This window comes from Micromonospora sp. NPDC047074, from assembly GCF_040643815.1.
Taxonomy (GTDB): domain Bacteria; phylum Actinomycetota; class Actinomycetes; order Mycobacteriales; family Micromonosporaceae; genus Micromonospora.
The window spans coordinates 611169-637967 of sequence record NZ_JBEYVB010000001.1 but is presented as its reverse complement, the minus strand read 5'-3'; the positions used below and the strand labels follow the sequence as shown (position 1 = coordinate 637967).

The following is a 26799-nucleotide window of genomic DNA, read 5'->3' as shown; positions in this document are numbered from 1 at the left end:
CGTCGGGCCCCACCGGTCACTCCGCCAGTTCGCGGCGCAGCCGGGCGCGCAGGCCCCGCACCTCGGGCGCGTCCAGCTCGCCGCAGCGATCCAGCGCCCGGCGGCGCAGCAGCCGGGCGTCCGCGGTCCCGGCCGGCGCCGCGGAGGCGAGCGCCGCCAGCGCCTGCGCCTCCCACCAGGGGCTGGCGACGGCGGCGAACAACCGCTGGGCGCGGCGCAGCTCGCCGCGCGCCGCCGCCGGCTCACCCAGCTCCGACAGCGCCAGCCCGTGCCGGTACGCGGCGAGCGCCTCGCCGAACGGCGCCCCGGCCCGCCGGAACATCACCCCGGCGTGGCCGTACTCGGCGGCGGCTTCCCCGAGCCGGCCCAGCCCGGCCAGCGACGCGGCGAGGCTCATCGTCGTACTCGCCTGCCCGACGAGCGCCCCGGCGCCGCTGAGACCGGTGTCGCCGCGGTAGAAGGCGAGGGCGGCCCGGTGCAGTTCGGTCGCCCCGGCGTACCGGCCGGTGGCCGCCAGGGCGCTGCCCTGCACGTTGGTGGCGCACCACGCACCGAGTTCGTAGCCGACCCGACGGAACAGCGCCACGGCCCGCCGTGCGGCCGGCACCGCGGCGTCGGCCCGTCCGGTGCGCACGTCGATGGCGGCGCGGTAGGTCAGCGCCCACGCCTGCTCGCGCGCGTCGCCCAGCCGCGCGGCGAGGTCGAGGGCGAGGTCGAGGGCGGCCAGCGCCTCGGCGTGCCGGTCCCGGCAGAAGTACCGGGCCCAGCCGAGGAAGTTGAGCAGCACCACCTCGTCGCGCGGGCTGCGCAGCGCCTGCGCCGCCGTCACGCCGAGCGAGAAGATCTCGTCCCAGCCGTGCCGGTGGGTGGCGACGTCGGAGTACCAGTGCAGCGCCTTCGCGACGCGTACGACGTCGGCGTGCCGGCCCTGGCGGGCAGCCTCGCGCAGCGCGGCGAGCCAGTGCGCGGACTCGCGGTCCAGCCAGCCGGCTGCGGCCCGGTGCCCGGCGAACGGGGTGGCGGTGCCCCGACCGGTCGGGTCGAAGGTGGCGGCGGCCCCGGCCGCCCGGTCGAGCAGCCAGTTGAGCATGCGGTCGTGCGCGGCGCGCCGCTGCGACGCGGTCTCGTCGGCGTCGAGGCGCTCCTGGGCGAAGAGGCGGACCAGGTCATGGAACTGGTAACGGTCGCCGCAGGACGACAGCAGGCCCGCGTCGACGAGTTCCTCGACGGCCGGCAGGGCCGCAGCGTGGTCGGTGCCGGCCGCCGCCGCGACCAGTTCGGCGTCGAAGTCGGCGCCGGGGATGAGCGAGGCCCGCCGGAACACGGCCGCCGTCGCCGGGCCGAGTTGCCGGTACGAGACCTCGAAGGCGGCGCGTACCCCCAGGTCGCCGGCGGTGAGCGCGGCCAGCCGGCGGCGCTGGTCGCGCAGCTGGTCCACCAGGTGCCGCACGGGCCAGTCGGGGCGGGTCGCCAGCCGGTTGCCGGCGATCCGCAGCGCCAACGGCAGGTGGCCGCAGAGCGCCGCGAGCTGGTCGACGCCGGCCGGGTCCGCGGCCACCCGGCGGGCGTCCACGATGGCGCCGATCAGCGCCCGCGCGGCGGCGGGTTCGAGCAGCCCGAGCGGCACCCGCGCGGCGGCCAGCCCGGCCAGCGGCTGGCGGGCGGTGACCAGCACGAGGCAGCGCGGCCCGGCCGGCAGCAGCGGTCGCACCTGCGCCTCGTCGGCGGCGTCGTCCACCACCAGGAGGAGCCGGCGGTCCCGGGTGAGGGTCCGGAACAGCTTGCCGCGCTGCCCCGCCTCGGCGGGGATCCGGTCCTCGGGCACGCCGAGCGAGCGCAGCAGCCCGGCGAGCGCGTCGCCCGGCTCCGACCCGGTGGCGGCGAGGTCCACGTAGAGCTGGCCGTCGGAAAACGCGGCGCGCGCCCGGTGCCCGGCGGTCACGGCGAGGCTGGTCTTGCCGGTACCCGCCGGGCCGTGCAGGACGGCCACCCGGGGCCCGGCGTCGTCCGGCCCGGCCGACGTGCCCGCCGCCAGGTGCGCCAGCGCCGCGAGTTCGGCGGTACGGCCGGTCAGGTCCGGCACCGGCGCGGGCAGCTCCGCCGGCACGGGCGGGCCGGACGGTACGCCTCGGACGGCATCGCCGGCCGGCCTGGGTGCGGTGCTGCCCGCGCCGGCCGGCCCGGACGCCCGCCCGCCGGTCGCCACACCGCACGCCTGCTCCGGGACCCGCCCGGTCACCGCCGCCTCGGACGCCTCCGCCTGCGGGCACCCGGTCATCGCCGGGTCGGGCGCCGCCGGGCCGGCCATCCGCCCGGCCGGCCCCCCGGCGCACGGCACCGGCGCGGCGGGGCGGGCCAGGTCGAGGAAGTGCCGCCGGTCGGCGGCGTCGAGGTCGAGGGCGTCGGCGAGCAGGGCCAGGGTGCGCCGCTGTGGACTGCGGACCCGGCCGTTCTCCATCTCCCGGATGCCGCGCACGCTGGAGCCGGACGCCTCGGCGAGCATCTCCTGGGTGAGCCCTCGACCGCGACGCAGTGCGCGCAGCAGGGCGCCGAAGCCACCGTCGACGGGCACGATCCCCCCATGCACCAGACGTCCGCGGTTACGTAGCGCATCGATGATCGCACCGTGCGCTGCCGGCCGGCAGGGCCGGCACGGGGTGAGCCTGACCACAGGACCGCCACGACGTGCCCGGCGCCCGGCGGACGGACGCGTCACGGCGTGACGAGAGCCGCCGAGGACGTCGCTAGCCGGCGAGAGCGACGCGTTGACGGGCGTGGTCCTCGCCGCACCCCGCCGCACCCGGGGAAAAGATCAGGAAGAGGGCCGGGGATCAGTCAGGGGCGGAATTGCCAGGTTGCTGCCAGGCAGCCGTGCCACACTTCGCTCACTGCCGACGACGAGGAGGAGCACGACCCGATGGGCGACGGCCAACGTCCGAGACCATGGGCCCGCCGCTGCGGGCCTGATTCATCCGGCGCCACCCGTATCAGGAGCGTGGCCCCGTGTGGGTGCTGAGTCTCCTCCTGGGGCTGCTGGTGGTGTTGGCGATCACCGCGGCCACCGGCTACTTCGTGGCGCAGGAATTCGCGTACATGGCCGTCGACCGGTCGCGGCTCAAGGCCCGCGCCGCAGGGGGTGACACCGCCGCCAGGCGGGCGCTGGACGTGACCCGTCGGACCTCGTTCATGCTGTCCGGCGCCCAGCTCGGGATCACAGTGACCGCCCTGTTGGTCGGCTACGTCGCCGAACCGTTGATCGGTGAGTCGGTCGGTACCGCCCTCGGCGGGGTCGGCGTCCCGACCGGCGTCGGCGTCGCCGTCGGCACGGTGGCCGCGCTGCTGCTCTCGACCTTCGTGCAGATGCTGTTCGGCGAGCTGTTCGCCAAGAACCTCGCCATCTCGCGGCCCGAGCCGGTGGCCCTCTGGCTGGCCGGATCCACCCAGGTCTACCTACGGGTGTTCGGGTGGCTGATCGCCTTCTTCGACAAGTCCTCCAACGCCCTGCTGCGCCTGTTCGGCATGGAACCGGTGCACGACGTGGAACACGCCGCCAGCCGCCGCGACCTCGAACACATCGTCAGCGATTCCCGCGACTCCGGGGACCTGCCCGCCGAGTTGTGGATGCTCCTCGACCGGGTGCTCGACTTTCCTGACCGCGACGCTGCCCACGCGATGGTCCCGCGGGCCCGGGTGGATGTCGTGGAGCCCGGCCTGACCACCAAGGAACTCTGGGCCAAGATCGCCGGCGGCCACTCGCGCTACCCGGTGCTCGACGACCGCGACGGCGTGATCGGGGTGGTGCACCTCGCCGACCTGCTCGCCGTCGAGCGCGACGGTGCCGGCACGGTGGCCGACATCATGCGGCCGCCGGTGCTGGTCCCGACCTCGATGCCACTGCCCCGGGTCGTGCAGACCCTCGCCGAGCGGAAAGCCCAGCTCGCCTGTGTGCTCGACGAGCACGGCGGGCTGGCCGGCGTGGTGACCGTGGAGGACCTTGCCGAGGAACTGGTGGGGGAGATCGAGGACGAGCACGACGACGCCACGGCACCCACGTCGCCAGCCGGGCTGGCCGCGGCGGACGGCACCTGGGAACTGGTCGGCACGCTGCCGCTGGACGAGGTCGAACGCACCATCGGGCATGACCTGCCCGAATCGGACAGCGAGACCCTCGCCGGCCTGGTCATCGAGCTGCTCGGCGAGCTGCCCGCCCCCGGCGCCATGGCCCGGCTGAGCCTCGGCGAGGTCGCCCTGGCACTCGAGGTGGTGGAGTTGGAGCGGCACGTCCCGTCGCTGGTCCTGCTGCGGACGGAGGAGAACCGCTGATGGGTGGCCCGTGGGTGGTGGTGGCTGTCACGTTTGTGCTGATCGTGCTCAGCGCCTTCTTCGTGGCCGCCGAGTTCGCGTTGCTGGCGGTCCGTCGGCACCGCCTCGACGCGCGTTCCGAGCACAGCCGGTCGGCGCGGGCGGCGGTGCGCAGCTTCGACGAGCTGACCGTGCTGCTGGCCGGCTGCCAGCTCGGTATCACCGCCTGCGCGCTCGGGCTCGGCGCGGTCACCAAACCGGCCGTCAACTACGCGCTGACTCCGATGTTCCTGTCCTGGGGCGCACCCGGCTGGACGGCCGACGCGGCCGGTTTCGCACTGGCGTTGCTGGTCGTGACCTTCCTGCACCTGGTCATCGGGGAAATGGCCCCTAAGTCGTATGCCATCGCCCACCCGGAGAGAACCGCCATCGCCCTGGCGATGCCGATGCGCGCCTTCATGTGGTTCACCCGCCCGGTGCTGCGTGCCCTCAACGCCAGCGCCAACTGGTGCCTGCGCCGGGTCGGCGTGGAGCCCCGGGACACCATCGCCACCGGCCAGAACGCCGCCGATCTGCGCCACCTGGTCGAGCACTCGGCCAACGTCGGCGCGCTCGACGCGTCGTACTCCGCGCAACTCACCGATGCCCTCGACCTCGACCAACTCACCCTGGCCGACCTCACCGGCCCGGAGCGTGAGCTGACCGCGGTGGGGACGGCCGACACCGTCCTGACGGTCCGCGCGGTGGCCCGCGACACCGGCCACCTGCGGGTGGTCGTCCTGCGCGACGGCGCGGCCGTCGGCGTGGTCCACGTCCGCGACACCATGGACCAGCCGGACGACCAGACCGCCGGCGAGGTGATGCGCGACGTTCTCGTGCTCGACGGCTCGACGCTCGCCTACGAGGCCCTGTCCATCATGCGGACCACCCGACACCACCTCGTGGTGGTCACCACCCCAAACGGCCCGGCGGTGGCCACCCTGACCGACGTGGTCGAGCGGCTGCTCCGAGCCCCCGCCGGGGCCCGCTGACCCTTCACCCGCCCGCCGGTGCGCGAACGTTGTCGACGCCGTTGACGAGCGGCACGTCCGGTGGCGGGGGCGCCGCCGGGCGGTGGCCGGGTGCGGTCAGACGCCCCGGTCGCAGAAGATGTTGTCGACGTATCGCAGGCCGGTGATGACGTTGATGACGGGTACCCACTCCTGGACCGGGGTGGAGCCGTTGTAGGTCAGCGGCTTCCAGTTCACGTTGTCCAGGGTGATGCCGGTGCCCCAGAGCGAAAAGCTGTTCCCGGTGCTCATCGTGTAGAGCGGCGCACTGGCGAACCCTGGCGCGCTGCGGACCGCCTGGCCGTCACCGGCCGCGGCGACGACGACCTCGCAGATGCGCGGCGGCACCGCAGCCGACGCCGGGGCGGGGGCCAGGGCGCCGGCCGCGACGGCCGCCGTCACGGCGGCCACACCAACCAACCGGTGGACAAAAGATCGATAGTTAGGCATGTATGGATGCTATCGCGGGCCCGCGTGCCCCTGCTTGACCAGGTCGCGCGTCTGACAGTCGGACAGCCATGGCCAGCAGGCTCCAAGGTCAATTCCGCGACGACTGGGGCGGGCTCTGTTGCGTTGCTGGATCGGTAGGCATGGTGAGCCCGCGGCGCGCCACACCGCCAGCTTGGAGTTCGGGCAAGCAGACCACATCCAGCTCTTGGCCGGGCCGTGGAAGAGTTCCGCCGGCGTCCTGGAGGTGGTGTTCGACCTCGTGGACGAAGTTGGCGCACAGCTCACCGATGGTCATGCGCGTACCGTCGCTTCGGCTGCCAGTCCTGGGCATCTGGTCATCAGCGACGGCCTGGAGCGTGCTCGCCGCGGCGGCGGCCCATCGGCGCAGGTCGGCACACGCCTCAGCCGCCTGAACTGTCCAGTACGCGTGACGCACCGCCGCGTCGTCCTGGTCCCAGTTCTCGAACTGCGGATCCTCGAACGAGACCATCATGGCCAGTCGGGCCGGCAGCAGTCGGCAGAGGTCGCGGACGTGGCAGGCGTACTCCGTCGGGGACCAGGTCTGCGGTGCCGGCCGTTGGCAGGCCGCAGGGCCGGCGAGCACCGTCTCCCAGCCGAGCATCGCGGTGTGGAGTCGTCGTGCTGCCACCTCAGGAGCGATGCTGCCCGGCTCGAAGCCGCACTCCGGGCAGCCGGACGTGACCACGACGGACCAGTTCTTCGGCTCGCGTGGGGTCGGCTCCGGCGCGGTCCGCGGTCCAGGATCGCTGCTGTTGACCATTGTCCCTCCTATCGCTGCGGGCGGTCGTCGTCCCATGCGGCCGCGCTGATGCGCCAGCCGGCTTCGGTACGCACGAACTGGATCGACTTCATCCCGCCGCCGGTGTGGGGGGCACCGTGCATGCGGCCCTCCTTGGCGTACCTTCCGAACCACTGCGCGATGTCGCCGAACAGGTCCAGCCGGCCCGACCGGGCTTCTTCCTGGAAGTCGGTTAGCGTGCCGTCGGTGAGCATGGCACGCCGTGGCTCGATGAACGCGTCGACGTCGTACACCGCGGGAGTCATCCCGCACGTGCGGACGATGATGGCTCCGGGCAGCATCGCGTCGCGCAGTGCCGCCATGCGCTCGTCGACCCCTGGTCCTGAGGTGAAGGCGTCGAAGTAGCAGCGGATGAGGGAGTTGATTTCCTCCTCGTCCCTGCTGGTCGTTGCGGGCGTCCGCCAGTCGTCTTCGGTCAGGGCGAAAAGAAGCTGGGTGGCCCAGCCGCCCTTGAACCAGACGTTGTCGACCAGCCGCGCTTCCTGGCTGAAGCCCAGGCGGCGCAGGAGTCGGGCCGAGGGCTCGTTGCCCTCGACGCACACCGCGGTGATGCGGTGGAGGCCCAGGTCCTCGAAGCCCAGGCGCAGCAGCTCGGCGGCGGCTTCGGCGGCGTACCCCCTGCCATGATGGGCCCGCCCGAAGGCGAAGCCGAGCTCCCCCTGCCTGTGCTCGGCGCTGGCCCACTTCAGGAGGACCTCTCCGATCACGGTCTTCGTCTCGCGCAACTCCACGGCGAGCACCAGCCATCGGCCCGGTTCGGTGAGGGTCGCCTGGTCCAGCTTCACGGCGAGCGCGGCGTTCGTCGCCGCCCGGTCGCGGAGGGGCCACGGAAGGAATCGCACGACGTCGGGATCGCCGTGGAACTCGAGCAGGTCGTCGAGGTCGTCGGCGCGGTGCGGCCGCAGCGCCAGCCGTGGCGTGAGGATCGGGTAGTCGGGCCGGAACGCTTCGTGCATCATTCGACTCCTCTGGTCGTACCCGGGGTCAAGGCCGGATCGCGATCTTGACTGCCTGGCGGGTGTCCATGGCGTGGTAGGCGGCGGCGACGGCATCGAGGGGAATCTGGGCCGGGAAGACGGGTGACGGGTCCAGGCGCTCGGCGAGGACGTCGGCAAGGAGGGACTCCAGGTAACGGCGGGCGGGGGCAACCCCCGCCCGCAGGGTGATGTTGTGCCGGAACAGCCGGTAGAGGTCGACACGGTCCACGCCGTTGGGCACGCCGACGGAGCCGATCGTGCCACCGGGCCGGACGAGGTCGAGGGCGGACTGGGTGCCTGCGCATTCGGCGACACCCGGCGCGCCACCCCCGGTCGCCCCCCGGATGAGGCCGACGGCAGCGAGACGGCGTGGGTGCCGGTCGCCATCACGTCGGTCAGCGGCAGCAGTCGGCGCAACAGTTCCGCGTCGGCATCCGCACGCACCGGGACGAGCGTCGCGTCGGCGAACGGCACGCGGACCGCCTCGGCCTGACCGCCACCGTTGCCGCCACCTCAGAAGCCGCCGGTTGGACAGGAGCTGAACCAGCCGTCGCGGCACGTGGGGCAGGTCCCGTCCGCGAAGGCGAACGGGGCCAGGACGAGTTCGCCCGGCCGGACACGAGCGACGTCCGCGCCGACCTTCTCGACGAGCCCGACCCGCTCGTGCCCCATGCGATCGCCGGGCGTGAACGACTCCTGGCCACGGTAGGGCCAGAGATCGGAACGGCACAGGGCTGCCAGGGACACCCTCACCACGGCGTCACCACGACCCTCGATCATCGGGTCGGGGACGTCGATGACGTCCATCCAGCCAGGCTCGTGCAGCACCGTCGCCTTCACGGTGGATGACAGTAAGCTGCGGCCAGCCCTTCGCCCATGCCACTTCGACGGGATCGGCGGGCGATGACCGCCGATATGGAGCTGATCTCTCATGACAACCGGCAGATCGTCACCGTGGGACGCCGCGGATCTCGCCATCATCCGCGAACTCTCCCGTGACGGCCGGATCAGCGTCGCCGAGCTGGGCCGCCGTGTCTCCCTGAGCCGCCCCGCGGTCGCCGAGCGGATGCGCCGCCTCGAGGACTCCGGCGTCATCAAGGGCTACGGAGTCCACCTCGACCTCGCCCGGCTCGGGCTGGGCCTGCGCGCCCACGTGTCCCTGCGCCCCCGGCACCGTTCCGTCCGCAACTCCCAGGGTCTGCGTGAGCAACTGCTCACCATCGGGCACGTGCTCTCCTGCGTCCATGTCACCGGGCACAACTGCTACGAGCTGACCATCGCCGTGCGGGACGCGGAGCACCTGGAGCAGGTCATCGAGCGGCTCACGGAACTGGGCGACACCACCACCGGCGTCGTCCTCTCCGAACCCGTACACCCACGTGACGTCGACATCGCCGGATGGATCCCGCCAGCCAGGCAAGGCAGGGAAAGGCCCCCGGTAAACAGGTAGTCAAGCCACAAACACCAGCCGACCAACAGCCAACATGCATGGCAGTGACCGGTGGTGACGCCCAAACAGCGACTCAATCGATAAGCATTTATCGATTCGGAGATCGACGCTGGCCGCGACCGCCGGACCGGATCCAACGCCCCCGCATCAGGACAGACCGGGCAGACGTGAGGATGCTCGTCGGACGAGCCGTCACCGAGCAGCACACGCCCACAAGCAATGAAGACGTCCTTCCTGCAGTTCAGACGGCGCGGGTCATCGCGTCGAACTTCCATGACGTGACTACAGCGTTGGATTACCTCTGGGCCTTCCACCGGTCAATCAGGGCCGGCAGTTCCCGCCACAGGTAGTCGTAGAAGTCCCGCATCTCACCGAGACGGCGGCCAGCGACGCTGTCCTCGCCGGTGGCCGTGATGCCCTGCTCGGCGGCCTCTCGCATCACCTTTACCAGTTGGTTCTGCTCCGACATCAGGGTCGCCCAGGCGCCTTCGCGGAAGCGGAAGTGTTCCCGGCGGCTGCCAGGGGCGGGGACCTTTTCGATCAGTCCGACCGAGGTGAGTGACTTCAACGCCGTCGAGACGCTGCCCGAACTGATGGTGAGCGACTCGGTGATCTCTCCCGCGGTGAGCGTGTCCTGCTCGGTGAAGAGCAGCGCCGCCAGCACCCGTGCGGTCATCCGTTGCATGCCGCCCTGGGTGAGGGCCAGGGCGAGGTGCTCCGCGGGGTCTCTCAACGCTGCCACTCAGGTCCTCCTGTCACGCGTCTTGACGAAATCCTAACAGCTCCGAATCTTCAGAAATCTCTGAAGATTCGATAATGTCTCCGTCATGGAAGACGTGATCCAGCTGGAGAAGCTGACCAAGACGTACGGGACCCGCCGAGGGCTGGTCGAGCTGGACCTGGCGGTGGCCGAGGGTGAGGTGTTCGGCTACCTCGGCCCGAACGGGGCCGGGAAATCCACCACCATCCGGTTGTTGCTGGACCTCATCCGTCCGACGAGCGGTCGGGCGCGGTTGTTCGGCCGCGACCCACGCGAGCACGCTGTCTCACTTCATCGCCGGATCGGCTACCTCGCCGGCGACTTCTTGGTCGACCCCCGGCAGCGGGTCGGCGAGTGCCTGTCCTTTCTGGCCGACCTGCGCAGCGACGTGCCGCGGGCACGGATCGAGGAACTTGCCGCTCGTCTCGATCTCGACCTGTCCGTTCGGGTGAAGGCCCTGTCCAAGGGCAACCGGCAGAAGGTCGGTCTGGTCCAGGCGTTCATGCACCGACCCGATCTGCTGATCCTCGACGAGCCGACCTCCGGGCTCGATCCGCTCGTCCAACAGACCTTCCTCGACCTGGTCCGCGAGGCCAAGGCCGCCGGACAGACCGTCTTCATGTCGTCGCACATCATGACCGAGGTCGAAGCGGTCGCGGACCGGGTCGGGATCATCCGCGGGGGCCGGCTCGTCGCCCTCGACACCGTCGCCCGGCTCCGTGACCACGCCCGGCACCGGTTCGAGATCACCTTCACCGGCCCGATCGACCAGGCCGCCCTCACCACGCTCCCCGGCATCTCGGACCTGACCGTCGACGGCGCGACAGCCCGTTTCGCCCTGGCCACGGAACCGAACGAGCTGATCGCGGTCCTCGCCCGACACCAGGTCGCCAGCCTACGGGCCAGCGAACCCGACCTCGAGGAACTCTTCTTCACCTACTACCAGCCCACCGAGGCCGCCAAGGAGGCCAGCCGTGCCTAACGTCCTGACGAAGACCCTCTGGGACTCCCGCCGCAGCCTCACCGGCTTCGCCGTCGGCACCGCGCTGGTCGGCACCATGTACGCCGGCTTCTATCCGCAGGTTGCCGACGGGGCGATGGGCCAGGCCGTCGAGGGCTTCTCCCCCACCCTGCGCGAAGCCCTCAACATGGAAGACATCGCCAGCGCCGCCGGCTACCTGGGTTCCAGCGTCTTCGGCATCATCGTGCCCCTGATCGCCGTCATCTACGGCATCGCCACCGGCACCCGGGTCATCGCCGGCGACGAGGAGGCCGGCTACCTCGACCTGCTCCTCGCCCATCCGGTCAGCCGGACACGGCTGCTGCTGCACCGCTGCGCCGCGCTCGCGATCGGCTCTGGCATCCTCGCCGGCCTCGTCCTGCTCGCCATGCTCGCCGTCCGCCCCAGCGCCCGACTCGAGACCATCAGCATCGGGCAGTTCGCCGCCCAGTCGGTGGCACTGGCACTGCTGTGCACCCTCTTCGGCGCCATCGCGATCACCATCGGCGCCGTCACCGGCAGCCGCGCCGCAGCACTCGCCGGCAGCGCCGCGATCGGCGTTCTCACCTACGCCGCCAACACCTTCGCCAGCCAGATCGGCGCCGACAGCCTCCGCCACCTCTCCCCGTTCCACTACTACATCGGCAACGAGCCGCTACGCAACGGCTTCCAATGGGCCGACCTCGGCATCCTCACCGCAACCATCGGCGTGCTCGTTGTCCTCGCCACCGCCGCCTTCAACCGCCGCGACCTGACCAGCTGAGACCTCAGCCCCCCTCCGCCGACCGATCCCCCGACGGGACGGTCGGAAGTCCCGGCACGTGGCCCAGTCGCCGACCCGCCCACCCTCATCCGGTCAGGTCGGCGCCGCCAGCCGCCAGGCCCCGGCTGCCGTCGAGGACCGCGACAGTGCCGCCGACGGCGTTCCGCCGGGAACGAGGCGGACAACCTACGGCACCACCATCCGCGTCTACCTGACACACACTTCCTAACGGTGACTTGCGGGCGTACGCTCCGTTGAGGAGCGCCGGGAAGTCTGGTCGGCAGTGGTCATGTCGCGTCGACCGAAGAGGGCTCCCATGGATGCGTTCGCTGTTCGCACCGAAGGTCTCACCAAACGCTACGGGCGGCTTCTCGCGCTCGACGCGCTCGACCTCGCCGTGCCCGCCGGGTCGGTGTTCGGGTTCCTCGGCCCGAACGGCGCCGGCAAGTCCACCACCATCCGCCTGCTGCTCGGCATGGCCCGGCCGACCGCGGGACACGCCCGGATCTTCGACACCGACGCCCAGGACGTGCGCACCGCGCACCGGTCGTTGGCGTACGTGCCCGCCGATGTGGCGCTGTGGCCGCAGTTGACCGGCGCCGAGACCCTCGAACTGCTGGGTCGCACCGGTCCCGGTGTCGACCGGGGCTACCGCGACGAGTTGGTCGAGCGGTTCGCGCTGGACGTGTCGAAGCCCGGCCGGACGTACTCGACCGGAAACCGGCAGAAGGTGGCCCTGGTGGCGGCCTTCGCCACCCGCGCTCCCCTGCTGGTGTTCGACGAGCCGACCAGCGGCCTGGACCCGTTGATGGAACGGGAGTTCCAGCGGGCGGTGGCCCAGGCCCGCGAGCGGGGGCAGACGGTGTTCCTCAGTTCTCACCAACTCGCCGAGGTCGAAGCCGTGTGCGACCGGGTCGCGATCCTGCGCGCCGGCAAGCTCGTGGAGATCGCCGACGTCACGGACCTCCGACGACTGCATCGCGGCCAGGTCGAGGTCACCTTCGCCGGCACCGCACCCCGACTTGACGAGGTGCCCGGTGTCGACGCGGTGGAGCAGGTCGGGCCCGCGCGGCTACGGTTCACCCTCACCGGCCCGCCCGCGCCAGCCCTGCGGGCCCTGGCCACGGCGGACGTGACCGCGCTGACGATCCACGAGCCGACACTCGAGGAGATCTTCCTCGACTACTACGACGAGGTGTCCCGGTGACCGCCGTCGACGCACGGGCACCGCGGGCCGCCCGAGCAGCCGGGGACACCAGCGCAAGGAACGCGGTGACCTGGCTGGCAGTCCGCCAGATGCGGCGCGGAGCGACCATCGTCATCATCATCGTCGGCGGCATGTCGGCGATGGTCGCCACCACCTACGCCAGCACCGTCGGCGACGCCATGGACGCCGCAGCCCTCGCCGCACTGGCCGAGAACCCGGCGATCCGCACCCTGTTCGGTCAGCCGGTCGCCCTCGACACCGCCGGCGGCTTCACCGTGTGGCGCACCGGCACCATCCTCGCCGTCCTGGTCGGGGCCTGGGCGCTGCTCACCGCCACCCGGATCACCAGAGGCGCCGAAGACGCCGGCCACTGGGACCTGCTGCTGGCCGGCACGGTCCCCCTGTCCACCGTCGTGATGCGCCACGCCACCGTGATCGTCACCGCCGCGCTGCTCGTCGGGCTCGGCACCGCGACCGCCCTCACCGCCGCCGGCACCCCACCGGCCGGTGCCGCGCTGCACGGGGCGGGTGTCGCCCTTGTCGGCGTGTTCTTCGCCACCGCCGGGACCCTCGCGGCGCAGATCTTCCCGAGCCGGGCCGCCGCGAGCGGCGCCACCGTCGCGCTGCTCGGCGCCGGACTGCTCCTCCGCATGATCGGTGACGGCGTCGACGCACTCGGGTGGCTGCGCTGGCTGTCCCCGTTCGGCCTCGCCGCGCTCTCCCGGCCCTACCACGACAACCGGGTCCTACCGCTGCTGGTGCTGGCGCTGGCCACGTCCGTTCTCCTCGCCGCCATTCCCGCGGCCACCGGGCGCCGCGACGTCCGAGGTGGTTGGCTGACACCCCGCACTGGACGCGCACCACGGCTGCGGCTCCTCGGCTCGGTCCCCGCGTTCGCCCTCCGGCGCCTGCTACGCCCGCTCGCCGGCTGGACCGCCGGCGTCGGCGCCTACTACCTGCTCATCGGGCTCCTCGCGGTCTCCATGACCGACTTCCTCGCCGACAACCCGCGATTCGCCGACCTCGCCGCCCAGGCAGGATTCGCCGGTCTCGGCTCCGTCGAGGGCTACGCGGCGGCTATGTTCGCGCTGCTCGCCATCCCCGCCGGGATCTTCACCGCCGTACACGTCGCCACCATCGCCGCCGCCGAAGCCGACCGCCGGCTCACCCTCATCTACGCCGGACCCATCACCCGGCTCCGACTCCTCACCGCAGAAGCCACCACCGCCGCCACCGGAGTCGTGGCACTCACCACCACGGCCGGGCTGGCCACCTGGATCGGAGCGACAAGCATGGGCGCACCCCTGCGCCTCGCCGCAGCACTCGCGGGCACGATGAACGTCCTGCCGATAGCGGCACTCTGCCTCGGAGCCGCGATCCTCGCGCTCGGCTGGCTACCCCGCGCCGTCGCGCTCGTCGGCGCCCTACCCGCCGCAGGCGGTTTCCTCCTCCAGGTCATCGCCGACAGCACCAACGCCCCCCACTGGGTCGGCACGCTGTCCCCTTTCACACACCTCGCCGCAGTGCCCGACGCAGCACCCGACTGGCCCGGAGTCATCGGCATGCTCATCACCGCCAGCGTTCTCACCCTCGCCGGTGCCATCGGGTACCAACACCGCGACCTACGCACCTGACCAGCCACGTCACGATCGCTTCGCGCGCGTCCCAGTCGCGCGACAAGGGGACTCGGTGCGGCCTCGACACGACGGCCACTTGCGGCTGCCGGCTATTGCCCGGCGTTCCAGGGTCGACATGCCCAATGGTGCTGAGGGCGACCAGCCCTCTCCTTCCATGCAGATAGTCAGAGAGGAAGTCATGGCTGGTCCGGGAAAGCTCTACAAGCGGTGCGGCTGCCGCGACACCACCAGCAAGAAGCGGCTGGAGCAGCACTGCCATCGGCTGCCGGAACGCGGGCATGGCAGCTGGTACTTCGACTGTTCCGCCACTGACGTGTTCGGCGGGCCGGCCCGCGCACGACGCGGCGGTTTCCGGTCCAAGGCCGCCGCCAGCAAGGCCCGCGACGAATGGCTGGCCCGCACCGGCGAGGAACGCACCCCCGCGGGCATGGACCCTTGAACGGTGGCTGCGGTACTGGCTGTCGACCCGCACGAAGATCCGGCCGACCACCCTGGCCGCCTACACCCGAGACGCCGAACGGTTCCTCATCCCCCACATGGGGCGCATCACCCTGGAGGACCTCACCATCCGGGCACCGGGTCGGGGACACTCTCGAGGGTCAGGCCGGGGTGGTAGATCAGCGCTTTCATGGGGTCAGCCTGATCTGCCCCGCGCATGACCGGCTGACGGCCGGGGCACGGCGCCCCGGATGCGGGCCTCGATCCGCGTGACGTCGCCGCGTTCGGCGGCCGGCAGCGGCGCTCCGGCCGATTCGCGGAGCGCTGCCGCTTCGGCCAGCAACGCTTCGGCCTCTTCGACCGAGCCCACCAGCGCCGCCGCTCCGGCCAGGCCCTCGCGTGCCAGCGCGATGGCGCGCGGGTCGCCGAGCGCGGTGGCTGCCGTCAGACCTTCGAGGTGCCAGGCGCGGGCCTGGACCGCGTCGCCGCGCTGTTCGGCGAGGAAGCCGAGCTCGGCCAGCACCAGGGTCACGCCGTAGTGCGGTGTGCCATGCTCGTCCGCCACGCGCCGGTGCCAGGCCAACGCCTCCCGCAGGTGCCGTTCGGCGCCGTCGAGGTCGCCGGAGCGCCGGCCGCCGAGCGCGAGGCCCATCCGCGCGAACTCGACGGCGAACGGGCTGGACTGCTCGGTCGCCAGCCGCAGGCCCCGCTCGTGAAACTCCTCGGCGCGGTCGAGGTCACCGGTCAGCAGCGCGATCCTGCCCAGGCTGGCGAGCCGGTAGGACGCGTCCACCCAGAGATGCAGTTCCTCCGCGTGGCGCAGCCCGTCACGGTGCAGCCGGGCGGCCCGCTCGTAGTCGCCGGTGATCTCGGCCAGATAGCCCAGCATGTCGGCGGCCTGCAGCCGCCCCCACCGATCACCGAGGGCGGCGAACAACGCGAGGCTGTCGGTCCCGCTGCGCTCGGCGAGGACGAAATCGCCCTCGAAAAGAGCCTGTTTCGTACGGCTGGCAAGCGCCGCGGCCGTACCCCACTCGTCGCCCGCCGCTCGGAAGTCGGCCAGCGCCCCGTCGATGAGTTTCCCGGCGTGCGCCGATTCTCCGAGGTGGAGGTGCGCCAGGGCCAGGAACCAGCGCGCCCGGGGGCTGGCCCCGGTCGTGGGGACACGGTCGGCCGCCGGTCTGCCGGTGAGCAGGGCAAACCCCTGCGCCCACAGCGCCGCCTCGGTATCGTCGCGGACCGCGGACAGCCGGCGATGCCCTTCGCTGTGCTTGCCGCGCAGGTACCAGTACCAGGCCAGCCGGATCGTCAGGTCCGGATCGGCGGCGTGGTCGAGCACCGCGCGCAGGTTGGGCCACTCCTGGTCGAGTCGCTGCAGCCAGTGCCGCTGCGCGGGCCCGTACAGATCGGCCTGCCGGACCAGATCCGCGTAGAAGGCGTCCCGCCGGCCGAGCACCTCGCCCGCGTCGTCGAGCCGATCCAGGCAGTATGCGGCGACCGACTCCAGCAGCCGGTAGCGCATCTGGCCCGACGCCTGCGGCTCGGCCACCACCATGGACCGGTTCACCAGCTGTTCCAGCAGGTCCAGCCGTACCCCGGAGGCCTCCGGCAGGCAGCCGCCGGGATGCACGGCGAGCACGCAGAGGGCCGCGCGCTGCTTCCGGTCGAGCTGATCCCAGCTCCAGTCGATCACCGCGCGCAACGTCCGCTGCCGGGCGGGGAGCCCGCGCGTCGTGGCCGAGAGCAGCTCGAACCGGTTGTCCAGCCGTTCGGCGACGCCGCGCACGCCGAGCGTACGCACCCGGGCGGCGGCCAGCTCCAGCGCCAGCGGCAGGCCATCGAGCCGGGCGCAGATCGCCGTCACCCATTTCTCGTCGTCCGCGTCCAGGGTGTTGCCGGCACGAGCCCGGAACAGGTCGGCGGCTTCGCCCGGGCCGAGCGTGCCGAGCTGGTGCACGCTCTCTCCGGCCATGGCGAGCGGTTCCTGACTGGTGGCGAGGATGCGCAGCCCGGGGGCGGCCCGCAAGAGCAGCAAGGCGAGTTCGGCGACCGGTTCCACCAGGTGCTCACAGTTGTCCAGGACGAGCAGCATCCGATGCCCGCGCAGGGCGTCGGCGAGCCGGTCGGCCAGCTCGGCGGGGTGCCCCCGCTCGGCGATCTCGTCGCGTACGCCTAAGACGCCCGCCACCACGTCGGCGACCTCCGCCACACCGCCGGCGCGCAGCGCGGCGAGTTCGACCAGCCACGCATCGTCCGGTGACTCCGCCGCCACGGCCAGCGCCAGCCGGGTCTTACCCACCCCGCCGGGACCGGTCACCGTGACCAGCCGCGCGGACGCGAGCAGTTCGCGCACCGCCGCCACCTGTTCCTCGCGGCCGACCAGTGCCGAAATCGGCGCGGGCAGGCGCGGCCGCGGCCGGACTGCCGAGGTCACCGGCGGGACGGCCGGAGCCAGCTCGGGATCCTGGGTCAGCATCGCCTGGTGCAGGGCCGCCAGTTCCGGCCCGGGATCCAGGCCGAGTTCCTCGGCCAGCGCCCGGCGCACCTCGTCGAACCCGGCCAGTGCCTCGCTCTGCCGTCCGGACCGGTAGAGGGCACGCAGGTGCGCGGCCCGGAGTCGTTCCCGCAGCGGGTGCTCGGCCACCAGGGGCGTCAGCTCGTCCGCCAGCAGGCTGTGGTCGCCCAGCGCCAGCCGTACCTCGGCCTGCTCCTCCAGCGCGGTCAGCCGCTGCTCCGCCAGGCCGGCCGCAGCGGAGCGGGCAAAATCCGCGTCGGAGAAATCTGTGTACGCGGGGCCGCGCCACAGCGCCAGCGCGTCCGCCAGGAGTCCCGCCTTGGCCAGCGGATCATCGGTGGCGCGAGACCGTGCCAGCGATGCGGTGAACTGTTCGGCGTCCACGTCGCCAGCGCGCAGCACATACCCCGCCGGCTCGAAGGCGACCAGTTCCCGGCCACCCGGCTCGGCCCGCTCCAAGGCCCGGCGCAGCTGGGACACCTTTGTCTGCAGGGTGTTGGCCGGGTTGCCGGGCGGTTCCTCGCCCCAGAGGTCGTCGATGAGCCGGTCCGCCGACACGGGCCGGCCCCGCTGCGCCAGCAGGTCGGCCAGCAGTGCGCGGACCTTCGCCTCGGGGATCCGCACCGGCCGCCCCTCGGACGTCCACACCGCCAACGGCCCGAGCACCCCGAATCGCACGAGATCACGCTACCCGCAGCGGACCGTCAGCGGATCGTGCGTGGCCCCGGGCAACGTGTGTAGCCGAAGCCCAACGGCATCCCAAAGGAGAGCAACATGACCGAGAACCGGGAAATCCACCTGGCCGCCTACCCCGTCGGCGAGCCCACCCTGGAGAACTTCACGCTCGTGCGGGGCGACGTGCCGGAACCTGCCGAGGGCCAGATTCTCGTCCGCAACACCTGGATGTCGGTAGACCCGTACATGCGGGGCCGAATGCGCAACGTCGAGTCCTACCTGCCGCCCTTCGCGCTGGGCGCGCCCATGGACGGCTCGGCGGTGGGCGAGGTGGTGAGCTCACGGGCCGAGGGCGTACCGGTCGGCGCGACCGTGACCCACTTCCTCGGCTGGCGCGAGTACGCCGTGCTGAACGGCGCCGCGGCAACCGTCATCGACACCACCCTCGCCCCGGCCGAGGCCTACCTGGGCCCGCTCGGCACCACCGGGCTGACCGCCTACGCCGCCCTCACCGAAGTCGCCCCGGTACGTGCGGGCGACGTGGTCTTCGTGTCGGCCGCTGCCGGTGCTGTCGGCAGCATCGCCGGTCAGCTGGCCCGCACGCTCGGCGCGGCCCGCGTCATCGGATCGGCCGGTGGCCCGGCGAAGGCCGAAAAGCTGGTCACCACGTTCGGGTACGACGCCGCGATCGACTACCGGGCCGGCTCGCTCGCCGACCAGCTCGCCGCCGCGGCGCCGGACGGCATCGACGTCTACGTCGACAATGTCGGAGGGGACCACCTGGTGACAGCCATCGACGCGCTGCGCCCGGGCGGCCGAATCGCCATGGTCGGCGCGATCAGCGGCTACCACGCCACCGACCCGGTGCCCGGCCCTGCCAACCTGTTCCAGCTCGCGGCCAAGGACGCCACCCTGCGCGGCATGCTGGTCAACTCCTACTTCCACCTGCTCCCCGAGTGGATCGGCAAGGCCGCACCCCGGCTCGCCGACGGCACGCTGCGCACCGAGTACACCGTCGCCGACGGCCTGGACCAGGCGCCGACCGCCTTCCTCGACATGATGCGAGGCGCCAACGTCGGCAAGATGCTGGTGCGGCTCTGACGGGCGTCGCCGCCAGGTCCGGCCCAGCCATGCTCCAACCTCGTCCCCCGCGAAGCCACAGGGAAGAGAGACCCCGACCGGCCTGGCCCACCGACAGGATGGGCCGTGCACAGCTCACGCATCGCCCCGTCTCGAATCAGTTAGTCACGGGTGGTGTGGGTGTGGTGCCGCCGGCCGCGACCGATGTGGTGCCCTCACGATAGCCTTGCGCCTTCTGCCAGGCCGTGCTGCTGAAGCCAGTCGGAGCGTACGTGGATCACTGCGCCGAGCGGCTATTCATCGTCGGCGGTGGCCGGCCGCATAGCCAGGCTGGTCGGGGCACATCAGCACCCGACCAACGCTAGACCTTCCGCACGCTCAGCCCGCCCGGCTCTCGCGGCAGACACGACCGGGCGACGGATCCGCTGTCGGCGCCGGTCTGTATCGGGAGCAAGGGATATCAATGTATGGGGAGTTGGTGAAACGGGTCTGCTGCACCGGTAGGTGACGTAACACGCCAACGCGAACAGGGTCGCCGACGAGGTGTACAAGATGCTCGACGAGCACTCCTCGTCCATACGCTGCCGTCTCAGTCGATGCCGTCTCCCTTGAATGGGAGCATCTGAGCGGTAATCAGATGGGTCGGACCGCAGGGTCGCCGCCAGCGCATGCCGAGCTAAGGCCGCTACCTGCGAAAACACGCGCCGCCGCCTCCTGGGCTTCCCATTTTCGCAACCAGACATCCCACATATCAAGAACGTGGTGCTCCGATGGTGCTCGGCTGCCCAGAAGCCGCCCGAGCGGCGCGACCGCGAACCAAAGTGCCTCTGAGCTGCTCAAACGTGGGCCACAATCGCGACCCACACATGACTCATACGAAGGCAGGGAATATAGCCGATCGGCTATATTCCCTGCTCAGGTGGTGCGCCCGAAGGGACTCGAACCCCTAACCTTCTGATCCGTAGTCAGATGCTCTATCCATTGAGCTACGGGCGCTCGGTGCTTGGCCAGTCTACACACCCGGCTTTCGCGCGGAGACTCCGGGATTCGAACCCGGGAGGGGCTTTAAGACCCCAACCGCATTAGCAGTGCGGCGCCATAGACCAGACTAGGCGAAGTCTCCCTGGTGGCCCTGCAGACCACCGCGCCCGAGGATACAGGGCACCACCCATCGGGAGCAAAGCGACTTCCCCGGTCCGTCCCTGCCCCGGCGCGCCGGGCCGCCCGGGGCAGCCGCCACGGCTCGCCCTGGCCTCGCCTTTCCCGGCTGTGCACAGGCGCGATCGGGACTACGCTCCATCGATATGCAGGAGCAGCCGCCGCGCGAGCCGACCCGCCGAGAGTCTGCTGCGGGAGCGCGTCAGCGCCCCGTGAAGGCGACCTTCACGCCACCACCCGCGCCACCCGAGGCGGCGCGGACGGAGGATTCCGGGGAGCGGCCCCGGCGGGCGAATCCGGCACCGGCGGTGCTCTTCCAGCCTCCCCCGGCCGACCCGCCGCTGCCCCACCAAGCCGACCGTTCGGCCTCGGGTGCTCCCGGAAGACGTCCCGACCAGGCGCAACAGGCGAGCGAGAGTGACGTCCCACACACGGCCGGGGGCGTGCCCGCGGCGACCGGCGAGACCCCGCCGGCCGAGCAGCCCGACGTGCTCGCGGCACGACCCGACACCGGCGGCCCGCCTGCGGACGTGTCCAGTCCCACGCCGGTGCCGGACCGGGCCGACGGCCAGGCCGAGGTTGTCACCGGAGCACGGACGAGCCGTCCAGCCGCCAGGAAGAGGACGGGCAGCCGCGCCACGGAAGAGGCAGCACGCACCGCCGAGGAGGGTGTGGGCAGCCCCACTCCGAGAAAGAGAGCTTCGGTGCGGAAGGCCGCCACCGGCGACGCCGCCCCGGCGAAGGCCCCCGCGAAGAAGACGGCCGCAAAGAAGGCGGTCGTCAAGAAGGCCGCCCCGGCGCGGGTCGATTCGACCGACGGTGCCGGCTCCGAGGCGGTGGGACCGCCGGCGCGTACGCCGGAATCGGATCCGCGGGTGATCGCCGCGCGGCTGCTCGACCACCCCGCGTTCACTCCGGAGCTGCTGGCCCTGGCCGCCGTCGAGGCGATCGGGCCGCGCGCCCGCGACTGGGCGCAGCGGCTCCGCGAGGCGTACCCCGATGCGGGTGCCGACGGGCTGGCGCGGCTGGCGACCCGGCGGTTCGTCCGGCAGGCCGGGGCGGGTGGGGCGACCGCCGCGCTGGCTGGCCTCTTCGCGCCGCTGGCCGAGCTGGCGGCGGTGCTGTGGACCCAGGCCAGCCTGGTCCTGCACCTGGCGGCGGCGTACGGCCGGGATCCGGTCCATCCGGACCGGGCGGTGGAGCTGCTGGTGCTGACCCGGGTGCACCCGGACGCCGAGAGCGCGCGGACGGCGCTGGCGGCGGCCCGGTCGCCGGGTGCGCCCGGCGAGGCGGGCTGGCCCCGGGCGGCGGAGGCCGCGTGGCGGCTGGCGGCGCCGCTGGCCGCGCAGGCGGGCGGCTGGCTGGTGCTGCGGCTGGCGTCCCGGGTGCTGCCGGGCGCGGCGGTACTCACGGCCGCGGCCGGCGACGCGGCGGCGGCTGAGCGGCTCGCGGCCCGGGCGATCACCGCCTACCGGCGGTCACCGGCCGGCTGACCACCGGCGGCCCGCGCCCGACCCGACTCAGTCCGCGCCCGGCTCAGCTCAGGAAAGCGCGGCCGGGGAAGACGTGGAAGCTGGTGGATCTTGGTGGGAAATGGCCCTTCGAGGGGCGCTTTCCGACCAAGATCCACCAGCGGCGGCACCGCCGCGGCGGCGGGCGCCGGGTGTCAGAGCCAGTCGAACCATTCCCTCGGCAGCAGGGCATAGCCGACGAAGGCGAAGATGTCGAGCAGGGTGTGGGCGACGACCAGCGGCATGACGCGGCGGGTGCGCAGGTAGAAGAGGCTGAACACGACGCCCATGACCACGTTGCCGACGAAGGCGCCGAAGCCCTGGTAGAGGTGGTACGAGCCGCGCAGCAGGGCGCTCGTCGCGACGATCGCGCCGACCCGCCACTGGAGCTGACGCAGCCGGGTCGTCAGGTAGCCGACGACGATCACCTCCTCCAGCACCGAGTTCTGCACGGCGGCGAGGATCAGCACCGGAACCGCCCACCACACCTCGGGTAGTGCGGCCGGCACCAGTGTGGCGTTGACGCCGAGCTGGGCCGCCGCCCAGAACAGCGCCAGGCCGGGCAGGCCGATCAGTGCGGCCAGTCCGGCGCCCCGGGCCAGGTCCTGGCCGGGCCGCCGGGCGTCCAGGCCGAGGGTGCGCGCCGGGTCGCCGGGGTCCCTCGCCAGCAGGTGTACGGCGAGTGCCACCGGCAGCAGCGCGAAGACGATTCCGAGCAGCTGGTACGTCAGGTCCAGCCACGGCCGGGGTGACGCCGAGGTGTTGAGCGCGGCGGTCTGCTTCGACAGCGGCCCGTCGGCGGTCAGCTTCGCGATGATCGACACCGTCGCGTAGACGGCGGACTGGCCGAGGGAGAGGCCGAGCACCAGCAGCGTCTCGGTGCCGAGCATCCGGCGGGTCGCCGGGCGTTCCAGCTCAACGGTCACCGCACCACTGTGCCCGACGCCGCCGGCCGCTGGCATCGCCCGAGTGAACCTCACGAGCCGATCGCACATTCTGTGCGACCGGCGAGCACGCTCCGTGGACATTCTATGGGCGCCCGATCCGCCGTCAGGAGAAGGAGCGTGTCCGTGGACGACTTCGCAAGGCTGCTGAAGGAGAGCTGGACTCTGGTCGAGGAGCACCGGGAGCGGCTGAGCGGTCACTTCTACGCCCGGCTCTTCCTCCTCGATCCCGAGCTGCGGAAGCTGTTCCCGGTGGAGATGACCGGGCAGGGCGACCGGATCCTGGAGGCGATCGTGACCGCCGCCCAGACGGTCGGCGACCCGGAGAGCTTCGACGAGTACCTGCGCTCGCTCGGCCGGGACCACCGGAAGTACCACGTCGAGGCGACGCACTACGAGACGATGGGCGTCGCGCTGCTGGACGCGCTGCGCAGCATCGCCGGGGACGGCTGGAACCTGGAGTACGACCAGGCGTGGCGGGACGCGTACGCGGCGATCTCGGAGAAGATGCTGGCCGGCGCGGCGGCCGACGACAACCCGCCGTTCTGGCACGCGGAGGTGCTGACCCACGAGCGGCACGGCAGGGACACGGCGGTGTTGACCTGCCGGGCGTTGCAGCACCCGATGTCGTGGCAGGCCGGCCAGTACGTGAGCGTGGAGGTGCCCCGCCATCTCCCCCGGGTGTGGCGCACCTACTCGGTGGCGAACGCCCCGAACGACGACAACGTGCTGGAGTTCCACGTCCGTACGCCGCCGGGCGCCGGCTGGGTCTCCGGGGCGCTGGTCCGCCGCGTGAAGCCCGGCGACCTGCTCCGGGTGGCGGCGCCGATGGGGTCGATGGTCCTGGACCGTTCCTCCGAGCGGGACATCCTCTGCGTGGCCGGCGGCGTGGGGCTCGCGCCGATCAAGGCGCTGGTGGAGGAGTTGGCGACCTACAACCGGACCCGCTGGGTGCACGTCTTCTACGGCGCCCGCGCGGCGGGCGACCTGTACGGCCTGGCCGGGCTCCAGGATCTGGTGGCCACGCACCCGTGGCTGTCGGTCACGCCGACGTGCAGCGAGGACCCCGACTTCGACGGCGAGTTGGGTGAGGTCTCCGACGTGGTCAGCCGGTACGGCCCGTGGACGGCGCACGACTGTTACGTCTCCGGATCGGCCCGGATGGTCCGGGCCACCCTCCGGGTCCTCGCCGAGGACGGCGTTCCGCCGGAGAACACCCGCTACGACACGTTCGGCAACCTGTAGAGACTTTCCTCCCCCCGAAACCGGGGCGCGTGCCCCTGCCCCCTGGGGCACGCGCCCCGGTCCCCCAAGACGGGCGGACCGGCACCGCCCCGCACGACCACGTCCGCCCGGCCGTCCTTCCCACCCGCGCGGACGTGGTCGTGGCCGCAGCACCGCTCGACGCCGGCACGAGATCGTGCCGAGGCGTGGCGGTCAGTAGCGCCAGGGCCGGCCGGTCTCGCGGTATTCCTCGACCGGGACCAGCGGCACGCCCGGGGCCATCCGGTCCACGTAGAGCCGCCCCTCCAGGTGGTCGATCTCGTGGGCGACGAGCCGGGCCATGCCGAACTCGAACGAGGTGATGATCCGGCTGCCGTCGTACTGGGCGTGCTCCACGTCGAGCCGGAGCGGCCGGGGCACCAGGCCACGGTGGTCGAAGAAGGAGAGGCATCCCTCGTACTGCTCGTCGGAGTCGGGGGAGGCGTCGACCACCCGGGGGTTGAGCAGCACGACCGGCTCGGCCGACCGGTCCGGGGGACGGACCACGGCCGCCGCCCGGTCGAGACCGAGCTGTGGGGCGGCGAGGCCCACCCCCTTGTTGAACGGGTGCAGCTCGTCGAGGCTGGCCAGCCCCGCCGTGAGGCGGGCGGCCACCTCCCGGGCCGCCTGCTCCTCGCGCGGCAGGTCGAACGGGCGCGCCGGCTGCCGGAGCAGGTCGGCGCCGCGCTGGACGATGCCGATGCCGCGCATCCGGTCGCTGGGCCGGACCTGCCCGGAGTCGTCCGGCTCGGCGTCCGGCCGGCTGCGGAACCGCCACTGCAACCGGTACCGCGCGTTGAGCGGCGGGTCGTCGGTCGCCCAGTCGTAGATGATCCGGTCGGCCTCCGGGTGCCGGGTCACCGGCGTGCGCAGCGGGCCCTCCTCCGTCGAGAGCGAGGTCTCCGCGCCCCAGACCTGCGGGTCGAGGGCCGCCGGAAGGTCCAGGCGTACGGCCATCTGCCGGGTGGGCAGCCGGACGGCCCGCTGGAACCAGGGGCCCCACTTGTCGTGCCCGACGCAGTACGCGTACTCGATGGTGGCCCGGTCGCCGGGGTAGAGGGGGAAGCGCCGGTCGTCGTTCTCGAACAGCAGCCAGAGTTCCTTGAAGGCGTCCCGGTCGTGCTTGGCCCGCCAGTGCATCGCCTCCCGCTCGGTTCCGTCCTCCCGGTAGGCCCGCAGTCGCAGCTCGGCGAAGGTGAGCGGATGCTCCCGGTGGTGCAGGTTGGAGCGCCCCGGGTCGTTCGGGTAGCGGTCGACGGCCACCCGCACGAGGTAGCGGGTGACCGGCTCGGTGCCGGCGTTGTAGAGGGAGCGGCGGATGACGCAGAGGTAGGAGTCGTCCTGGTAGGTGAGGGTGGCGAGTTCCCGCTCGACGATCAGGCCCGTGCCGGGCGGCATCCACTGCCCCGGCAGGGGTGGCTCCCGGTGGTTCCGCTCGGTCCGGGCGTGGCGCAGCTCGTCGTACTCCTTGAAGCGCTGCCAGATGGCGCCACTGGCTTCCAGCACCGCCTCCGCGCGGCGGGCGAAGTCCTCGGTGGGGCGGTGCCGCCGCGACTCGACGTGGCTGACGTACGACGGGTCGAACCCCATGAGCGTGGCGAGCTGCTTCTTGGACAGGCCCCGTCCGGTGCGGTGCCGGGCGAGCTCGACGGCGAAGGAGTCGGCAGCCCGATCGAGCGGTGAGGTCGTCATCAGCTTCCTCATGGCCGGGAGTACCAGTTTCACGTTCTGTGTCGCGACGCACACGGATGTGGCATCTTGTCGACACGAACCTTGACAGGGAGCGACAGCTATCGATACTGCCCGCCGCAGCAGTCCCGCTCCACCCCGCTGGAGGCACGCTCGCGCGCCGATGGCGCCACGGCCGGCGCCGCCGATCCGACACAGGCGAGGCTTCCCTAACCATCGAAGCTGTGGTTAGGCTAGCCTTAGTTCAGGACCTGGGCATCAGCCCAGAAGCGGCGATATCGGGCAGGGGATGAGTCGAGTGACAGCGGTGATGCCGGGGCGGGAAGCCGTTGCCGCGCCGCTGGCCCCGGTCACGGCCGCCCTGCGGGGCATGTTCGGCACCGACGACGTGCCCGGCCTCGCGCCCGGCCTGCTGGTTCGTGACGAGGTGAGCTGGAGCCCGGCGACCACGCTTGTCGACGGCACCCGGCTGCCGGAGTTCCTGCGCTCGGCCAGCTCGCGCTGGGGTGGCACCCCGCACGCGTGCGCCGCACTGGCCTGGAAGGGATACAGCTACTGGACGGCGCTTCCCGTGGTGCTCGGCTGGGCCTCCGCCCGGCGGGTGCCGCTGCTCGACCCGGCCGACGTGCTGATCCAGTTCGAGGAGCACGGCCCGCTGCTCACCATGGGCCTGCGCCGCTCGACCACGGTCGCGGTGCTGCCGAGCGACCCGCTGGCGCTCAGCGGGCCGCCCGAGGTGCGGGTCGTCGCGGACGAGGCGGAACTGCTCCGGGTGCTCCGCGCCTCGCTGCTCGACGCCCACCTGGCCCCGATGGTCGCCGCGATCCAGGCCCAGGTCCGGATCGGCGCGCGCACCCTGCTCGGGTCGGTGGCCTCGGGCATCGCCCACGGCATCCTGCGGGCCGCCGACGGCCTGCCCGGCTCGTCGGTCGAGACGATCGAGACGCTGCTCGGCGCGCTCGACCTCGGCGACCTGGTGGAGCTGGTCCCGGGCCCGTCCGGCGAGCCGACCGTGCAGCGCCGTACCTGCTGTCTCGCCTTCACCCTGCCCAGCCCCAAGGTCTGCCAGGGCTGCTGCGTCCGCCAGGCCTGACGGGCCGGCCCGCCGCGC

The 26799-nt window shown here is 72.2% G+C and carries 22 protein-coding genes and 2 tRNA genes; 12 read left to right on the top strand and 12 right to left on the bottom strand.

Features of this window, described 5'->3' with window-relative positions:
- Positions 1-16 precede the first annotated feature (16 nt).
- Complete coding sequence (locus ABZ809_RS03045; RefSeq protein ID WP_357560647.1) at positions 17-2572, bottom strand: helix-turn-helix domain-containing protein; 2556 nt, start codon at positions 2570-2572, stop codon at positions 17-19.
- 431 nt (positions 2573-3003) lie between these two features.
- Here ABZ809_RS03045 and ABZ809_RS03040 point away from each other — a divergent pair, with 431 nt between their 5' ends.
- Positions 3004-4323, top strand: coding sequence for a hemolysin family protein (locus ABZ809_RS03040; protein WP_357560646.1), 1320 nt, complete (start codon positions 3004-3006; stop codon positions 4321-4323).
- Positions 4323-5333: a hemolysin family protein gene (locus tag ABZ809_RS03035; RefSeq protein ID WP_357560644.1), complete on the top strand. Its 1011-nt coding sequence runs from the start codon at positions 4323-4325 to the stop codon at positions 5331-5333. The genes ABZ809_RS03040 and ABZ809_RS03035 overlap by 1 nt, the downstream gene beginning before the upstream one ends.
- Before the next feature lie 96 nt (positions 5334-5429).
- On the opposite strand, the gene ABZ809_RS03030 is transcribed toward ABZ809_RS03035, so the two are convergent.
- The 5 genes from ABZ809_RS03030 to ABZ809_RS03010 all read right to left on the bottom strand — a co-directional run bounded on the left by ABZ809_RS03030 (position 5430) and on the right by ABZ809_RS03010 (position 8438).
- Entirely contained in the window at positions 5430-5801 is a 372-nt protein-coding gene (locus tag ABZ809_RS03030) for a hypothetical protein (protein WP_357560643.1), read from the bottom strand.
- An 88-nt stretch (positions 5802-5889) separates the two neighbouring features.
- Complete coding sequence (locus ABZ809_RS03025) at positions 5890-6507, bottom strand: DinB family protein (protein ID WP_357560641.1); 618 nt, start codon at positions 6505-6507, stop codon at positions 5890-5892.
- Positions 6508-6590: 83 nt separating this feature from the next.
- A complete protein-coding gene (locus ABZ809_RS03020; protein ID WP_357560640.1) occupies positions 6591-7577 on the bottom strand; it encodes a GNAT family protein in 987 nt (328 codons plus the stop codon).
- A gap of 28 nt (positions 7578-7605) precedes the next feature.
- Entirely contained in the window at positions 7606-7839 is a 234-nt protein-coding gene (locus ABZ809_RS03015; RefSeq protein WP_357560639.1) for a hypothetical protein, read from the bottom strand.
- A gap of 272 nt (positions 7840-8111) precedes the next feature.
- Positions 8112-8438, bottom strand: a complete 327-nt coding sequence (locus ABZ809_RS03010) for an alcohol dehydrogenase catalytic domain-containing protein (RefSeq protein ID WP_357560637.1) — start codon at positions 8436-8438, stop codon at positions 8112-8114.
- A 91-nt stretch (positions 8439-8529) separates the two neighbouring features.
- Between ABZ809_RS03010 and ABZ809_RS03005 the strand changes: the two genes are divergently transcribed.
- Complete coding sequence (locus tag ABZ809_RS03005; protein ID WP_357560636.1) at positions 8530-9048, top strand: Lrp/AsnC family transcriptional regulator; 519 nt, start codon at positions 8530-8532, stop codon at positions 9046-9048.
- A gap of 295 nt (positions 9049-9343) precedes the next feature.
- On the opposite strand, the gene ABZ809_RS03000 is transcribed toward ABZ809_RS03005, so the two are convergent.
- A complete protein-coding gene (locus tag ABZ809_RS03000) occupies positions 9344-9790 on the bottom strand; it encodes a MarR family transcriptional regulator (protein WP_357560634.1) in 447 nt (148 codons plus the stop codon).
- A gap of 85 nt (positions 9791-9875) precedes the next feature.
- Here ABZ809_RS03000 and ABZ809_RS02995 point away from each other — a divergent pair, with 85 nt between their 5' ends.
- The 5 genes from ABZ809_RS02995 to ABZ809_RS02975 all read left to right on the top strand — a co-directional run bounded on the left by ABZ809_RS02995 (position 9876) and on the right by ABZ809_RS02975 (position 14854).
- Positions 9876-10790 carry an ABC transporter ATP-binding protein gene (locus tag ABZ809_RS02995; protein ID WP_357560633.1) on the top strand — a complete coding sequence of 305 codons (915 nt, stop codon included), beginning with the start codon at positions 9876-9878 and terminating at the stop codon, positions 10788-10790.
- Positions 10783-11571 carry an ABC transporter permease subunit gene (locus ABZ809_RS02990; protein ID WP_357560632.1) on the top strand — a complete coding sequence of 263 codons (789 nt, stop codon included), beginning with the start codon at positions 10783-10785 and terminating at the stop codon, positions 11569-11571. Before ABZ809_RS02995 ends, ABZ809_RS02990 begins: the two co-directional genes overlap by 8 nt.
- A gap of 316 nt (positions 11572-11887) precedes the next feature.
- A complete protein-coding gene (locus ABZ809_RS02985) occupies positions 11888-12778 on the top strand; it encodes an ABC transporter ATP-binding protein (RefSeq protein ID WP_357560630.1) in 891 nt (296 codons plus the stop codon).
- A 65-nt stretch (positions 12779-12843) separates the two neighbouring features.
- Positions 12844-14412, top strand: a complete 1569-nt coding sequence (locus ABZ809_RS02980; RefSeq protein WP_357560629.1) for a hypothetical protein — start codon at positions 12844-12846, stop codon at positions 14410-14412.
- Between the two features lie 181 nt (positions 14413-14593).
- Positions 14594-14854, top strand: a complete 261-nt coding sequence (locus tag ABZ809_RS02975; RefSeq protein WP_357560627.1) for a hypothetical protein — start codon at positions 14594-14596, stop codon at positions 14852-14854.
- Positions 14855-15049: 195 nt separating this feature from the next.
- Here the strand turns inward: ABZ809_RS02975 and ABZ809_RS02970 are convergent, their stop codons facing one another.
- The gene (locus ABZ809_RS02970; protein ID WP_357560626.1) at positions 15050-18046 is read right to left on the bottom strand and encodes a BTAD domain-containing putative transcriptional regulator; all 2997 of its coding nucleotides are present in this window, start codon (positions 18044-18046) and stop codon (positions 15050-15052) included.
- A 96-nt stretch (positions 18047-18142) separates the two neighbouring features.
- Between ABZ809_RS02970 and ABZ809_RS02965 the strand changes: the two genes are divergently transcribed.
- Entirely contained in the window at positions 18143-19144 is a 1002-nt protein-coding gene (locus tag ABZ809_RS02965; protein WP_357560625.1) for an NADP-dependent oxidoreductase, read from the top strand.
- 899 nt (positions 19145-20043) lie between these two features.
- Here the strand turns inward: ABZ809_RS02965 and ABZ809_RS02960 are convergent.
- A tRNA-Arg gene (locus tag ABZ809_RS02960) sits at positions 20044-20119 on the bottom strand.
- A gap of 36 nt (positions 20120-20155) precedes the next feature.
- Positions 20156-20246 (bottom strand) — tRNA-Ser (locus ABZ809_RS02955).
- Positions 20247-20985: 739 nt separating this feature from the next.
- Between ABZ809_RS02955 and ABZ809_RS02950 the strand changes: the two genes are divergently transcribed.
- A complete protein-coding gene (locus tag ABZ809_RS02950; RefSeq protein ID WP_357560624.1) occupies positions 20986-21774 on the top strand; it encodes a hypothetical protein in 789 nt (262 codons plus the stop codon).
- 173 nt (positions 21775-21947) lie between these two features.
- Here ABZ809_RS02950 and ABZ809_RS02945 read toward each other — a convergent pair whose 3' ends face one another.
- Positions 21948-22718: a CPBP family intramembrane glutamic endopeptidase gene (locus tag ABZ809_RS02945; RefSeq protein ID WP_357560622.1), complete on the bottom strand. Its 771-nt coding sequence runs from the start codon at positions 22716-22718 to the stop codon at positions 21948-21950.
- 144 nt (positions 22719-22862) lie between these two features.
- Here ABZ809_RS02945 and ABZ809_RS02940 point away from each other — a divergent pair, with 144 nt between their 5' ends.
- Positions 22863-23981: a globin domain-containing protein gene (locus tag ABZ809_RS02940; RefSeq protein ID WP_357560620.1), complete on the top strand. Its 1119-nt coding sequence runs from the start codon at positions 22863-22865 to the stop codon at positions 23979-23981.
- A gap of 192 nt (positions 23982-24173) precedes the next feature.
- On the opposite strand, the gene ABZ809_RS02935 is transcribed toward ABZ809_RS02940, so the two are convergent.
- On the bottom strand, positions 24174-25691 hold the full coding sequence (locus ABZ809_RS02935; RefSeq protein WP_357560619.1) for a peptide deformylase: 1518 nt from the start codon (positions 25689-25691) through the stop codon (positions 24174-24176).
- 307 nt (positions 25692-25998) lie between these two features.
- On the opposite strand from ABZ809_RS02935, the gene ABZ809_RS02930 reads away from it, so the two are divergent.
- The gene (locus tag ABZ809_RS02930) at positions 25999-26781 is read left to right on the top strand and encodes an IucA/IucC family C-terminal-domain containing protein (protein ID WP_357560824.1); all 783 of its coding nucleotides are present in this window, start codon (positions 25999-26001) and stop codon (positions 26779-26781) included.
- The last annotated feature ends 18 nt before the right edge of the window (positions 26782-26799 follow it).

Excerpts from the sequence above, each read along its gene's own strand:
- ABZ809_RS03035 (WP_357560644.1), top strand. The coding sequence starts at position 4,323 with ATGGGTGGCCCGTGGGTGGTGGTGGCTGTCACGTTTGTGCTGATCGTG.
- ABZ809_RS03005 (WP_357560636.1), top strand. The coding sequence starts at position 8,530 with ATGACAACCGGCAGATCGTCACCGTGGGACGCCGCGGATCTCGCCATC.
- ABZ809_RS02965 (WP_357560625.1), top strand. The coding sequence starts at position 18,143 with ATGACCGAGAACCGGGAAATCCACCTGGCCGCCTACCCCGTCGGCGAG.
- ABZ809_RS02985 (WP_357560630.1), top strand. The coding sequence starts at position 11,888 with ATGGATGCGTTCGCTGTTCGCACCGAAGGTCTCACCAAACGCTACGGG.
- ABZ809_RS02935 (WP_357560619.1), bottom strand. The coding sequence starts at position 25,691 with ATGACGACCTCACCGCTCGATCGGGCTGCCGACTCCTTCGCCGTCGAG.
- ABZ809_RS02995 (WP_357560633.1), top strand. The coding sequence starts at position 9,876 with ATGGAAGACGTGATCCAGCTGGAGAAGCTGACCAAGACGTACGGGACC.
- ABZ809_RS02930 (WP_357560824.1), top strand. The coding sequence starts at position 25,999 with ATGCCGGGGCGGGAAGCCGTTGCCGCGCCGCTGGCCCCGGTCACGGCC.
- ABZ809_RS03030 (WP_357560643.1), bottom strand. The coding sequence starts at position 5,801 with ATGCCTAACTATCGATCTTTTGTCCACCGGTTGGTTGGTGTGGCCGCC.
- ABZ809_RS02975 (WP_357560627.1), top strand. The coding sequence starts at position 14,594 with ATGGCTGGTCCGGGAAAGCTCTACAAGCGGTGCGGCTGCCGCGACACC.
- ABZ809_RS03020 (WP_357560640.1), bottom strand. The coding sequence starts at position 7,577 with ATGCACGAAGCGTTCCGGCCCGACTACCCGATCCTCACGCCACGGCTG.